The 12,519-nt window shown below is 71.8% G+C and carries 10 protein-coding genes and 1 pseudogene; 5 read left to right on the top strand and 6 right to left on the bottom strand.

The window, feature by feature from the left end:
- The 3 genes and pseudogenes from ACLBYE_RS26625 to ACLBYE_RS26615 form a co-directional block, all read left to right on the top strand.
- A pseudogene (locus tag ACLBYE_RS26625) lies at positions 1 to 323 on the top strand (TonB-dependent receptor); the annotation flags it as partial.
- 290 nt (positions 324 to 613) lie between these two features.
- On the top strand, positions 614 to 3,220 hold the full coding sequence (locus ACLBYE_RS26620) for a TonB-dependent receptor (RefSeq protein WP_447696464.1): 2,607 nt from the start codon (positions 614 to 616) through the stop codon (positions 3,218 to 3,220).
- Between the two features lie 214 nt (positions 3,221 to 3,434).
- Positions 3,435 to 3,665 carry a DUF6894 family protein gene (locus ACLBYE_RS26615; protein ID WP_447696463.1) on the top strand — a complete coding sequence of 77 codons (231 nt, stop codon included), beginning with the start codon at positions 3,435 to 3,437 and terminating at the stop codon, positions 3,663 to 3,665.
- A 32-nt stretch (positions 3,666 to 3,697) separates the two neighbouring features.
- Here ACLBYE_RS26615 and paoC read toward each other — a convergent pair whose 3' ends face one another.
- The 6 genes from paoC to ACLBYE_RS26585 form a co-directional block, all read right to left on the bottom strand.
- On the bottom strand, positions 3,698 to 5,917 hold the full coding sequence (gene paoC / locus ACLBYE_RS26610) for an aldehyde oxidoreductase molybdenum-binding subunit PaoC (RefSeq protein WP_447696462.1): 2,220 nt from the start codon (positions 5,915 to 5,917) through the stop codon (positions 3,698 to 3,700).
- A gap of 3 nt (positions 5,918 to 5,920) precedes the next feature.
- Positions 5,921 to 6,871 (bottom strand): FAD binding domain-containing protein, encoded by a 951-nt coding sequence (locus tag ACLBYE_RS26605; RefSeq protein ID WP_447696461.1) that lies wholly within the window; start codon positions 6,869 to 6,871, stop codon positions 5,921 to 5,923.
- Positions 6,868 to 7,443 (bottom strand): aldehyde dehydrogenase iron-sulfur subunit PaoA, encoded by a 576-nt coding sequence (paoA, locus tag ACLBYE_RS26600; protein ID WP_447696460.1) that lies wholly within the window; start codon positions 7,441 to 7,443, stop codon positions 6,868 to 6,870. The genes ACLBYE_RS26605 and paoA overlap by 4 nt, the downstream gene beginning before the upstream one ends.
- A gap of 292 nt (positions 7,444 to 7,735) precedes the next feature.
- Positions 7,736 to 7,933 (bottom strand): hypothetical protein, encoded by a 198-nt coding sequence (locus ACLBYE_RS26595; protein WP_012321181.1) that lies wholly within the window; start codon positions 7,931 to 7,933, stop codon positions 7,736 to 7,738.
- Between the two features lie 140 nt (positions 7,934 to 8,073).
- Positions 8,074 to 10,548 (bottom strand): bifunctional diguanylate cyclase/phosphodiesterase, encoded by a 2,475-nt coding sequence (locus ACLBYE_RS26590; RefSeq protein ID WP_447696459.1) that lies wholly within the window; start codon positions 10,546 to 10,548, stop codon positions 8,074 to 8,076.
- Positions 10,549 to 10,723: 175 nt separating this feature from the next.
- Positions 10,724 to 11,194 carry an NUDIX hydrolase gene (locus ACLBYE_RS26585; protein WP_447696458.1) on the bottom strand — a complete coding sequence of 157 codons (471 nt, stop codon included), beginning with the start codon at positions 11,192 to 11,194 and terminating at the stop codon, positions 10,724 to 10,726.
- A gap of 245 nt (positions 11,195 to 11,439) precedes the next feature.
- Between ACLBYE_RS26585 and ACLBYE_RS26580 the strand changes: the two genes are divergently transcribed.
- Positions 11,440 to 11,913: a CYTH domain-containing protein gene (locus ACLBYE_RS26580; RefSeq protein WP_056533583.1), complete on the top strand. Its 474-nt coding sequence runs from the start codon at positions 11,440 to 11,442 to the stop codon at positions 11,911 to 11,913.
- Positions 11,914 to 12,002: 89 nt separating this feature from the next.
- Positions 12,003 to 12,251, top strand: a complete 249-nt coding sequence (locus ACLBYE_RS26575) for a hypothetical protein (RefSeq protein ID WP_447696457.1) — start codon at positions 12,003 to 12,005, stop codon at positions 12,249 to 12,251.
- The last annotated feature ends 268 nt before the right edge of the window (positions 12,252 to 12,519 follow it).

Here is a 12,519-nt window from a genome sequence, read left to right as displayed (position 1 = left end):
GCCTCTACGCCACCGACACCCTGGACGTGACCGACCGGCTGTCGCTGACCGGCGGCTTCCGGCTCAACTACGCCCGCATCCAGACCCGGGACCAGACCGGGTTCTCGCCGGGCGTCACCCGCGTTCACGAGGACACCAAGGTCAACCCGCCCCCCGGCCCGGCCTACCAGTCCGACCCCGCGCGGGGGGGCCCCCCCGCCCCCGGCCTGGCGGCGGCCGGCCGCGCACCGGCGGGCGCGCCCTTCGTCATGGGCTACGACCCGCCCTTCGCGATCCCGTTCCTGCGCCGGAACGAGGTCGCCGTCCGCCTGCCGCCGCCGTGAGAGCCGGGACCGGTCCCGACGGCCGGGCGCGCGGCCTCGACGCCGCCCCGGAGGACCCGCCCGATTGCGCAATTATCCCGCGATGTCCTTCACAATAATCCCGAAGACTTGCCGCGATCTTCCTCTTCTGTTGTCTTTGCGCCACAGGCCCGATCATTCGAGCCCGCAAGTCGTCCCCGGCAGGGATTAAACAGAATGTGAATTGAGATCGCGACCCGACCCGAGATCAGTGAGGCGCACGCAGCCGACGCGAAGCGGCGCGTGCCTTCGAATCCAGGTTGGGGGAAGATATGCGGGCCCTGCGAGGCAGCTTGATCGCGTCCGTGGCTCTGTTGCCGGGTGTCGCGCAGGCTCAACAAGCCGTCACCCTCGGCGAGATCAGCGTCGTCTCGACGTCGCCGGTGGGTGCGGGCGGCGGCAATTCCAGCGGCGCCCAGAATCTCGATACGCTCGCCCAGGCCGCGCCGACCTTGCCGGCCCCGGCCGGCGGGGTGCGGCTGCGGGGCTCCGAGCAGCCGCTCAACAAGATCCCCAGCACCGTCGAGACCGTCACGGCGCGGCAGATCGAGGTCGATCAGGGCTCCGACAACGTGATCGCCACGCTGGCGCGGCGCACGCCCGGGGTGAACCTCAACGATTCGCAGGGCAACGCGAACCGGGTCGATCTCAGCTACCGCGGCTTCACGGCCTCGTCGGTGCAGGGCGTGCCGCAGGGGCTCGCCGTCTACCAGAACGGCGTGCGCATCAACGAGGCCTTCGGCGACGTCGTCAATTTCGACCTGATCCCGCCGCAGGCGATCCAGCGCATCGACGTGGTCACCGGCAACCCGGTCTTCGGCCTCAACGCCATCGGCGGCGCGGTCAACATCCAGATGAAGAACGGCTTCACCTGGCAGGGCACCGAGATCTCGGCCTGGGGCGGCTCGGACGCGCGCACCGCCGGCTACCTCGAGTACGGCAAGATCTCCGGTCCCTGGAGCTTCTACTTCACCGGCGACGGCCTGAACGACCGCGGCTGGCGCTACCAGAACCCGAGCACGATCGGCCGCCTCTACGCGGATCTCGGCTACCGCTCGCAGGATTCGGAGTTCCACCTGATCGGGCTCGCCGCCCGCAGCTTCTACGGCGCCGCCGCCGCCACGCCGGTGGACTTCACCCATCTCGACCCGCGGGCGATCTTCACCTACCCGCAGACCCAGACGACGCAGGTGGGCACGCTCCAGCTGACCGGCCGGGTCGACCTCTCGCCGACCTGGGACCTCGCCGGCAACGCCTATTACCGGCGCTTCAGCGAGTTCTACGTCGACGGCAACCAGGGCAACTTCGAGAACTGCAGCAGCCGCAGCAGCTTCCGGGGCTCACTCTGCTACCAGGACGACGCGTTCAACGTGAACGCGCCGCCCACCAGCCAGGTGGCGGCCCGCCGGGCCTACGCCAACCAGTTCGCGATCCTCGGCCTGAACAACCAGACGATCCCGTTCGTCCGGAACATCCCGTACGGCACGATCGACACGACCCGGACGGAGGCCGAATCCTACGGCGGCTCGCTCCAGGCCGCCAACCGCGACCGGATCTTCGGCCTGAACAACGCCTTCGTGGTCGGCGGCAGCGTCGACGCCTCGAATTTCTCGTTCAAGTCGGCGAGCCAGCTGGGCGTGATCAACCCGAACCTGTCGATCACCGTCGACCCGAACAACCCGTATTACGGCACGATCCCGGGTCTCGGCACGCCGGACATCCGCACGCTGGGGGCGATCGGCCTCGCGCCGGGCAACGTCAGCGGCTCGACCCTGTATCTCGGCCTCTACGCCACCGACACCCTGGACGTGACCGACCGGCTGTCGCTGACCGGCGGCTTCCGGCTCAACTACGCCCGCATCCAGACCCGGGACCAGACCGGGTTCTCGCCGGACGTCACCGGCGTTCACGAGTACACCAAGGTCAACCCGCTCGCGGGCCTGACCTACCAGTTCGACCCCGCGCTGAACCTCTACGGCGGCTACTCGGAATCGAACCGCGCCCCGACCCCGCTGGAGCTGTCCTGCTCCAGCCCGACCCAGCCGTGCCTGCTGCCGAACTCGCTCGTGGCCGATCCGCCGCTCAAGCAGGTCACCGGGCGGACCTACGAGGCCGGTTTCCGCGGCGTGATCCCGGCCTTCCTGTCGGGCGGCGCCCTCACCTACAAGGCCGGCGTCTACCGCACCGACCTGAGCGACGACCTCTACCAAGTGGCCGTCGCCGGCAACGCCGCCCGCGCCTACTACATCAACGTCCCGGCGACCCGGCGCCAGGGCATCGAGGTCGGCGCCGAGTACGCGGTCACGCCCGACCTGCTGGTCTACGCCAACTACGCCCTGGTCGACGCGACCTTCCAGTTCAACGCGACCCTCTCGTCGCCCAACAACCCGCTGGCGAGCACCGGCGCGGCCGGCGGCGCCGCGGGCGGCGACGTGATCCCGAACGGCGGCATCCGCGTCCGGCCGGGCGACAAGATCCCGCTGATCCCCGATCACCAGATCAAGGCGGGCTTCGAGTACAGCATCACCCCGAACTGGCGCTTCGGCCTCAACGTCTCGGCCTTCTCGTCGTCCTACTACCGGGGCGACGAATCGAACCTCAACCGCAAGCTGCCGGCCTACTACGTGATGAACCTGACGACGAAGTATCAGGTCAGCAAGAACCTGGAGATCTTTGGGCTGATCACCAACCTGACCAACAACCGCTACGCCACGTTCGGCACCTTCGCGGAGACGGGCGCGGTCGCCGGCAACCTGTCGATCAACGACCCGCGGACCACGACCCTGGCGCAGCCGCTCTCGATCTACGCCGGCCTGACCTACCGGTTCGGGGCGGATCCGGTCCCGATGGCGCCGGAGCCGATCATCCGGAAGTACTGATCCCGTCCGGGGGGACGACGGAACGACGGAGCGAGGGGCCGGGGGATCCGCGGCCCCTCTTCCGTTTGAGGCATCGCGTCTTCGCGCCCGGCCGATGAGCGCGGTCTTTCAAACCCAGATGAGTGCGGCGGCCGATCCGATCTGTATCCCTGATCGGCCGTCGGCGAGGCTTGCGGGCGCTCCCGTCCCGGTCATCCCGATCCCGGAGACACCCATGCCGCGCTACTTCATCGACACCGCCGACCACGTCGCCGTCCAGGACGACGAGGGCACGGTCCTCCCGGACCGGGCCGCCCTGCGGGACCTGCTGCGCCGGACCCTGACGGCGCTCCTGCACGACGAGGGCGAGGAGACCGGGGTGAACGACTTCACCGCCCGCGCCTACGACGAGGACGGTCGCCTCGTGATGCGGGCCCGGGCCAGCTTCCACGTCGTGGACCCGTAGGGGACGCCCGGCAGGACGTCTCCGCGCCCCGGTCAGGCCGCGTCCGGCATGCGGTCGAGGAGCTTGTCGAGGGTGATCGGGTAGTCGCGCACGCGGATGCCGGTGGCGTTGTAGATCGCGTTCGCGACCGCGGCGCCGACCCCCGAGATGCCGAGCTCGCCCACGCCCTTGGCCTTCATGGGCGAGGACATCGGGTCGACCTCGTCGAGGAAGATCACCTCCTGGTGCGGGATGTCGGCGTGGACCGGCACCTCGTAGCCGGCGAGGTCGTGGTTGGCGAAGAAGCCGCGCTTGGTGTCGACAGCCAATTCCTCCATCAGGGCCGCCCCGGTGCCCATGACCATCCCGCCGATCACCTGGCTGCGGGCGGATTTCGGGTTGAGGATGCGGCCCGCCGCGCAGACCGCCAGCATCCGCCGGACCCGCACCTCCGCCGTATAGGCGTCCACCGCGACCTCGACGAAGTGGGCGCCGAAGGTCGAGACCTGCTGGGTCTTCGAGAACGCACCGAACTCGATCGCGTCCTCGGCCACGAGCTCGCCGTCGGCGGCGGCCCGGGCGAGCGGGATGGCGCGGTTGCCGGCGCGGACCTCGCCGTCCTCGAACACCGCGTCGGTGGCGTTGAAGCCGAGCTTCTGCGCGACCGCCTCCCGCAGCTTCACGCAGGCCGCGTAGACGCCCGCGGTCGACGAGTTGGCGCCGAACTGGCCGCCCGATCCCGACGAGACCGGGAAGTCCGAGTCGCCGAGCCGCGCCACGACCCGGTCCAGGGGCACGCCCATCATCTCGGCGGCGGTCTGCGCGATGATCGTGTAGCTGCCGGTGCCGATATCGGTCATGTCGGTCTCGACCGTGACCGTACCGTCGGCGGAGAGCCGCACCCGGGCGCCCGACTTCAGCACCATGTTGTCGCGGAACGCCGCCGCCATGCCGTGCCCGACGAGCCAGTGCCCCTCCCGGACCTGTCCGGGCTTCGGGTTGCGCCTGGCCCATCCGAACCGCTCGGCGCCGAGCTTGAGGCAGCCGACGAGGTCGCGGTGGGAGTAGCGCAGGTCCGGCTGGGTCGGGACGACCTGCGTGTCGTTGCGGATGCGGAACTCCACCGGGTCGAGGCCGAGCTTCTCGGCCATCTCGTCCATGGCGACCTCCAGCACCGCGAGGCCCGGGGCCTCGCCGGGCGCGCGCATGGCGTTGCCCTCGGGCAGGTCGAGCCGGGCGAGCTTCATGGCGGTCAGGCGGTTCGCCCCCGCGTAGAGGTACTTGGTCTGGTTCACGGCCGTCTCGGGATCGCCCTCCGGCAGGTTGCCCGAGACGCTCTCGTGCGCGATCGCCGTGATGGTGCCGTCCCGCTGGGCGCCGATCCGGACCCGCTGGATCGTGGCCGGGCGGTGCGTGGTGTTGTTGGCGATCAGCGGGCGCGTCAGCGCCACCTTGACCGGCCGCCCGGTGGCCTTCGCGGCGAGGGCCGCCAGCACCGCGTCGGCGCGCACGAACAGCTTGCCGCCGAAGCCGCCGCCGACGTAGGGCGCGTCGAGCCTGACCTTGTCCTTCGGCAGGCCGAGCATCTTGGCGAGGCTGCCGTGCCCCCAGCCGATCATCTGGTTGGCGGTCCAGAGCGTGACCCGGTCGCCGTCCCAGGCCGCCGTCGTGGCGTGCGGCTCCATCATGGCGTGGCTCTCGTCGGACGTCGTGTAGGTCGCGTCGAGCGTCACGGGGGCCTGCGCGAAGGCGCCCTCGAAGTCGCCGGTCCGCTCCTCGCCGTTGCCGCCGCTGCCCTCGCCGCTGTCGGCCGGGACCGGCTCGGCGGTCTTCGCCGCGGCGGCGAGGTCGAACGCACCGGCCTCGGGGGCGTACTCGACCGTCACCAGGAAGGCGGCCGCCCGGGCCTGCTCGAAGGTCTCGGCCACCACGACGGCGATCGCCTGATGGTAGTGCTGGATCACGTCGCCGCCGAACAGGTAGGCGACGTTCATCACGCCGCGCTCGATCCGCGGCGTGTCGAGGGTGGTGACGATCCCGATGACGCCGGGCGCCTGCCGGGCCGAGGCCGTGTCGATGCTGCGCACCCGGCCCTTGGCGATGGCGGAGCCCAGCACGTAGCCGTAGGCGGCGTCGGGGGCCGCGTCGTGGCGCTCGTACGCGTAGGGCGCGGTGCCGGTGGTCTTGTACTTGCCGTCGATGCGGTCGGTGGGCAGGCCGACGACCTTGAGGCGATCGATCGGGTTCGGGCCCGCGGCGGTGTCGAACTTCATGGCTCAGGCCCTCGCTTGGTTGAGCGCGGCGCCGAGGGTCCGCTCGGCGAGCTTCAGCTTGTAGGCGTTCTCGTGGGTGGGCTCGGCGTCGGCGAAGACCCGGTCGGTCACCGCCCGGGCACCCTTCGGGAGATCGGCCTCGGCCGCCTCGACCCGCCAGGGTTTGTGGGCGACGCCCCCGAAGGCGACGTGGCCCGTGCCGTCCTTGCCCAGGATCGCCGCCACCGAGACCAGCGCGTAGGCGTAGGAGGCGCGGTCGCGGACCTTGCGGTAGATGTGCGTGCCGGGAACGGGCTTCGGCAGCGTCACCGCGGTGATGAGCTCGCCGGGCTCGAGGTTCGTGTCGCGCGACGGGTCGTCGCCCGGCAGGCGGTGGAACTCGGCGATCGGGATCTTCCGCGCGGCGCCCCCGGCGTCGATCGTCTCCACGGTGGCGTCGAGGACGCGCATGGCCACCGCCATGTCGCCCGGATGCGTGGCGATGCAGGCCTCGCTGGCGCCGATCACCGCCAGCTGGCGGCTCACGCCGTCGAGCGCCGAGCAGCCGGAGCCCGGCTGGCGCTTATTGCAGGGCTGTGCGGTGTCGTAGAAGTACGGGCAGCGGGTCCGCTGCAGCAGGTTGCCGGCGGTGGTCGCCTTGTTGCGCAGCTGGCCGGAGGCGCCGGCGAGCAGCGCGCGGGCGAGGACCCCGTAATCCGCGCGCACCCGCGGATGGGCCGCGAGATCGGTGTTGCGCACCAGGGCGCCGATGCGCAGGCCGCCCTCCTCGGTCGGCTCGACCGCGTCGAGGCCGAGCCCGTTCACGTCCACGAGGTGGCGCGGGGTCTCGATCTGCAACTTCATCAGGTCGAGCAGGTTGGTGCCGCCGGCGATAAACTTGGCGTCGGGCGTGGCGGCGACGGCGGCGGCGGCCGCGGCGGGCGTGCCCGGGCGCTCGTACGTGAAGGACTTCATGCGCGGCTCCCGGCGACTTCGGTGATCGCCTCGACGATGTTGGAATAGGCGCCGCAGCGGCAGAGGTTGCCGCTCATCCGCTCGCGGATCTCCGTCTCGGTCACCTGCGGGGCGGCGCCGAGATCGGCCGTGACGTGGCTCGGGATGCCGGCCCTGATCTCCTCCAGGACGGCCACGCCCGAGCAGATCTGGCCCGGCGTGCAGTAGCCGCACTGGTAGCCGTCGTGCTTGACGAAGGCCGCCTGCATCGGGTGCAAGTGGTCCGGCTGCCCCAGGCCCTCGACGGTCACGATCTCGGCGCCCTGGTGCATGATCGCCAGCGTCAGGCAGGCGTTGATGCGCCGCCCGTCGACGATCATCGTGCAGGCGCCGCACTGGCCGTGATCGCAGCCCTTCTTGGACCCGGTGAGGTGCAGGTGCTCGCGCGCGGCGTCGAGCAGGCTGGTGCGGGTGTCGAGTTCGAGCGTGCGCCGCTCGCCGTTCACCGTGAACGTGACGGTCGCGAGGACCGGTGCGTCGGTCCGCGCAGGTCTGGCGCCCGGGTCCTGGGGCACGGTTTCGGCGCTCACCATCAAGTCTCTCTCCGGTTCAGATCACGAGGGCGCGGACGGGATCCCGGTCGCCGGGGCCCGCGGGCGAAACATCCCGGCGGAACATTCCGGCGGAACATTCCGAAGACATCCCGGCGAGACATCCCGCAGAGCGGCGGCACCCTGGATCGACTCCAAGGTAGAGCCCGCTCCCGCGATGGTCAGGGGGTCGGCGCGGCCGGGGACGCGAAAGATGCGGCGGGCCGCGCCGGGACGCGCCCAAACGAAAGGGCCGACCCGAAGGCCGGCCCCGATCGTCGCGCCGCGGACGCGCCTACTCGGCCGCGGTCATCTCGGCGGTGTAGTGGCCGCACCAGTCCTGGGCGGCGACTACCGGCCAGAGGCCCTTGGACTCGGGTGCGGGCTGGCTGACCGGCGGGTTGAAGCGGCACAGGCCGGCATCGTTCTGCGCGACGGCGCCGTTGCCCTTGTGCTCGTCGAAGAACCGGCAGGTCTCGCACTTGGCGTTCATGGTCGGGCTCCTGTGAGGCCGGTGGCCCGGTGGGGCCGTCCCGGCGGGGGACGAGAGCTTGGACCTTAGAAGTGATCCAATCTGCGGGGCCAACGTCGGAGGGATCGGGTGGGTTCCCGGCGGCGGATGGGCGATCCCGCTCAGCCGACCGCGGCGAGGCCCGGCTCGGCCCGGGCGGGATCCTCGGCGGGGCCGGCCGGACCGCCGACCGCGGCGGCGTAGTCGGTGATCGGGCGCGGCCTGCCGAACAGGAAGCCCTGCATCTCGCCGCAGGCCTCCTCGGTCAGGAACTTCATCTGCGCGTGGGTCTCGACGCCCTCCGCGACGACGCCCATGCCGAGGCTGCGGCCCAGGCTGAGCACGGCCCGGACGATCACGGCGGCCTGCGGCCCGGTCCCGAGCTGCGCCACGAAGGAGCGGTCGATCTTCAGCTTGTCGAACGGGAAGGCCTGGAGGGTCGCGAGCGACGCGTAGCCGGTCCCGAAATCGTCCATGCTGATCCGGATGCCGTAGCTCTTCAGGCGGCGGAGGATGCCCACGGCCCGCGCCATGTCGTTGATGATGATGCTCTCGGTGACCTCCAGCTCCAGGCGGTCCGGCGAGAGACCGGTCTCGGCCAGGATCGCCAGGACGGTCTCGGGCAGGCCGGGCTTCTGGAACTGGCGGGGCGAGAGGTTGACGGCGACCTTCAGGGGCTGCGCCCACTGGGCCGCCTCGCGGCAGGCCTCGCGCAGCACCCAGTCGCCGAGCGCCACGATCAGGCCGGTCTCCTCGGCCAGGGGCACGAACACGTTGGGCGACACGCTGCCGCGGACCGGGTGGGTCCAGCGCAGGAGCGCCTCGAACCCGACGAGCGCCCCCGTGTGGCCCTCGACCTGGGGCTGGTAGTGCAGGCTCAGGGTGTTGTCGTCGAGGGCCTGGCGCAGGTCGCGCTCGAGCACCCGCCGCTCCTCGGCCTCCTCGTCCATGGCGGGGGTGAAGATCCGGTACGTGCCGCGGCCCTCGGCCTTGGCCCGGTAGAGGGCGAGGTCGGCGCGGCGGTACAGCGGCTCGGCATCCGTCCCGTGCTCGGGGGCCAGCGCGATGCCGACGCTCAGGCCGACGCCGACCCGGTGGCCGCCCACGCTGAACGGGCTGTCGAACAGCGCGATGAGGCGCTCGGCCAGGGCGCCGGCCTCGGCCGCGCCGCCGGCCGAGAGCACGGCGAACTCGTCGCCCCCGAGCCGGGCCACCGCCCCGTCCCCCGCGATGCCCCGCAGGCCGGCCGACACGCGCCGGAGGAGCTCGTCCCCGGCCTGGTGGCCGAGGCTGTCGTTCACGCTCTTGAAGCCGTCGAGGTCGAGGTACAGGATCGCGCAGGCGCCGCCGCGCTGGACGATGTCGACGAGGCTGCGCGCGAGGGTCTCGTGGAACAGCGCCCGGTTCGGCAGTCCGGTGAGGACGTCGTGGCGGGCGAGGCGCGCCACCTCGGCCTCCGCGGCCTTCCGTTTGGTGATGTCGGTGAAGGTCCGCACGAAGCCGCCATCCGCCAGGGGCACGGTGCGGATCTCGAGCACGAGGCCGTTGGGCCGCGCCCGCTCGTGAACCTGCGTCTGCCCGGCCTCGCCGCGCTCGATCCAGGTCCGGATCGAGCGGTCCGGGCGCCGGCGCTCGCGGCGGCTCGCCTCGCGGCGGCTCGCTTCGTGGCGCAGCACCGCCCGGTAGCTCGGCCGCGCCTGCATCATCGCCCGGGGCAGGTCGAGGAGCGCCAGCGCCCGCTCGTTGCAGACCCGGACCACGCCGCCGGCGTCGACCATGATGAGGCCCTGGTCCATGCTGTCGAGGGTGGCGTCGAGCAGCAGGGTCTTCTCCCGCAGCATGCGGCCCTGCCGGGCCAGGGCGACGTTGATCCGGCGCAGGTGGTCGAGCATCAGCGTCAGCGCCGCGAAGGCCAGGATCACCGCCATCACGCCGGCGATGCCGCCGGCCAGGACGCCCCGGGCGAGGCCGAGCTGCGGGACCGCCAGGGCCGGGTCCGGCACCACGCGGGCGGCCGCCATGGCCAGGAAGTGCAGGACCGCGATGGCGAGGGTCAGGACGGTCGCGGCCGCGAGCCGGGCCCGCGCGCCCGCGCTGCCGACATGGATGGCCATGCCGGCGGCCGCGAGCCCGCAGCCCGCCGCGATCGCCGTGGCGGCCATGGCGGGGTCCCAGGTGAAGTGTCCCGGCAGCCGCACGCCGGCGATGCCGAGGAAGTGCATGCAGGCGATGCCGACCCCGAGCACGAGGCCCGCCCCCGCCCCGGCCCAGCGCGACGGCGTGGCCCGGGCGAACAGGAAGGCCACGGTGGCGGCCGCGATCGCGACGATCAGCGAGAGCAGGGTCGTGCGCGGCTCGTAGCCCAGCACCACGCCGGGATCGTAGCCCAGCATGCCGATGAAGTGGGTGCTCCAGATCCCGGCCCCGATCGAGAAGCCCGAGGCCAGGAGCCAGACCGGCCCGTGCCCGTCGGCGCGGACCTGGACGCGCTGCTCGAGCTTGAGGGCGACCGCGCAGGAGATCCAGCACACGCAGGCGGCCAGGGCGACCACCCAGCCGGTATGTTCCTCGGTCAGGCAAGCGAACGCGCGATACATCGAGGTGCCCCGCCCATCTGCGACGGCGGAACCTTAACCCGCGGATACTAATCAGAAGTTGCATTTTGCCCGGGCACGGGTCGGATCCGCGATGCGGGCGAGGCTCTTCCGGGCGCCGCCGCGTGCCGGTCCGGCCGCAGATCAGGAGTTGTATGTTCGGGCGCGGCGGCGCCCGTCAGCCGCGCCCCTCGCCGCGGATCTCGATCGGCCGCGCCGCGAAATCCGTCAGGAGCTCCTGGAGTTCGTCCTCGTGGACGAGGCGCGCCGCCTCCTCGGGCGGGAACCATTGCAGGGTGCGCTGGGCCTGTTCCGGCCAGCGCTCGTGCTGGGCCTCGACCCGCAGCGGGTAGACGCGGACCATGCAGGGGAAGGCGCGGCCGTGGTCGAAGCGCTTCTGGTAGTGGTACCGGCCGACCGGGTTCGCGGCGATCTGCCCCTCGAGCCCCGCCTCCTCGTAGGCCTCCCGCGCGGCGGCCTGATGGGCCTTGCGGCCGGTCATCGGCCAGCCCTTCGGGATGATCCAGCGCCCGGTATCCCGCGAGGTGATCAGCAGAACCTCGATCCGGCCGTCGGCGCCGACGCGGAACGGCAGGGCCGCCACCTGCTTGAGCGGTTTGACATGCGCCTTGCGGAGCAGCTTCTTCAAATTCGGCCGCTTGGATGCCGTCTTCAGCGCTGACCTCGCGGACGGAGAGGGGCGGGATTTCTGATGATGCTTCTGCAATCGACGGCCTCCTCACGCTTTTACATAAGTTTAACACGATCCCATTGCAGCCCGCGCGCATTGGCACCGAGCCATGCCTGTAACGCTGTGCTCATCCCCGCCGGGCGGCTTGTCGCGGGCCGGCTTGTCGGCGAAGGCTGGCGCGGCAAACGTCCACGAGGCGCGGCATGGCTGTCGAGATCGAGCGCAAGTTCATCGCGAACCCGTCGGTTCTGGCGCTGTGCCGGGCGGGGACGCCCCTGGTTCAGGGGTACCTCTTCACCGACGCGGCCAACACGATCCGGATCCGCCGGGCCGGTGAGCGCGCGCTGATCACGTGGAAGAGCCCGCGCCGCGGCGCCAGCCGGGACGAGATCGAGTTCGCCATCGCGCCGGAGGATGGCGCGGCGCTCCTCGCCACGGTCCCGCCCGGCCGGCGGCTCGAGAAGACCCGCTACCGGGTCGCGCATGCCGGGGCGGTCTGGGACGTCGACGTGTTCGGCGGGAACCTCGCGGGCCTGATCCTGGCCGAGATCGAACTGGAGCGCGAGGACCAGCCGGTGGTGCTCCCGCCCTGGGTCGAGCGCGAGGTCACCGACGACGCGCGCTACCGCAACTCGCGGCTGGCCGCGGGACCGGTGCCGGAGCGGTGGGCGGCCTAGGTCCCCGCCGCGCCCGGCGGATCCGTCCGGTCGAACATCCCGAACATCCGGGCCCGTGAACATCCCGGGACGGCCACCGTTCTCACGGCATGCCCCGGACCCTGATCACCTGGACGCAGGACGAGACCGCCGGCGTGCCGCTCCCGCGCTTCGTCGGCCGGGTCGGGACGGTCGTCGTGGGGATCTGCGCCTACGACGGATCGAGCCGGTTCTGGACCTGGTGGAGCCCGCTGGCCGAGGAGGTCTGGGGGCACGGCCAGGACGCCGAGGGCGCCCGGCAGGGCTGCGAGGCCTGGCTGCGCGGATGGCTCGAGAACTTCAGGCCGTTCTTCACCTGACGCTGCGGGCCGCGAGGGCGCGGCCGGGCCGTCGGCGCGGGATCAGCGCATGAAGTGCGGCAGGCGCCGCTTCCAGCGCTCGCCGAGCCGCAGCTCGTTCGTCCGCCGCCCTGCCGTCGACCGGGGCGACGGGCCCTGACCCGACGTAGGACCCGACGTGGGACCCGACGCGGCCGGCGGCGGGACGCGGGCGGGCGCCTCGTCGACGGGTGGGGCCGGCGGGGGGGCGGTCGGGCGCGGCGGTACCGTCTGCACCTGCGGGAGCGCG

The sequence above is a fragment of the Methylobacterium sp. A52T genome (genome assembly GCF_053346095.1).
The sequence above is the reverse complement of the archived record's forward strand: the minus strand, read 5'-3'. Positions and strand labels throughout refer to the sequence as shown.

Excerpts from the sequence above, each read along its gene's own strand:
- ACLBYE_RS26620 (WP_447696464.1), top strand. The coding sequence starts at position 614 with ATGCGGGCCCTGCGAGGCAGCTTGATCGCGTCCGTGGCTCTGTTGCCG.
- ACLBYE_RS26615 (WP_447696463.1), top strand. The coding sequence starts at position 3,435 with ATGCCGCGCTACTTCATCGACACCGCCGACCACGTCGCCGTCCAGGAC.
- paoC (WP_447696462.1), bottom strand. The coding sequence starts at position 5,917 with ATGAAGTTCGACACCGCCGCGGGCCCGAACCCGATCGATCGCCTCAAG.
- ACLBYE_RS26605 (WP_447696461.1), bottom strand. The coding sequence starts at position 6,871 with ATGAAGTCCTTCACGTACGAGCGCCCGGGCACGCCCGCCGCGGCCGCC.
- paoA (WP_447696460.1), bottom strand. The coding sequence starts at position 7,443 with ATGGTGAGCGCCGAAACCGTGCCCCAGGACCCGGGCGCCAGACCTGCG.
- ACLBYE_RS26595 (WP_012321181.1), bottom strand. The coding sequence starts at position 7,933 with ATGAACGCCAAGTGCGAGACCTGCCGGTTCTTCGACGAGCACAAGGGC.
- ACLBYE_RS26590 (WP_447696459.1), bottom strand. The coding sequence starts at position 10,548 with ATGTATCGCGCGTTCGCTTGCCTGACCGAGGAACATACCGGCTGGGTG.
- ACLBYE_RS26580 (WP_056533583.1), top strand. The coding sequence starts at position 11,440 with ATGGCTGTCGAGATCGAGCGCAAGTTCATCGCGAACCCGTCGGTTCTG.
- ACLBYE_RS26575 (WP_447696457.1), top strand. The coding sequence starts at position 12,003 with ATGCCCCGGACCCTGATCACCTGGACGCAGGACGAGACCGCCGGCGTG.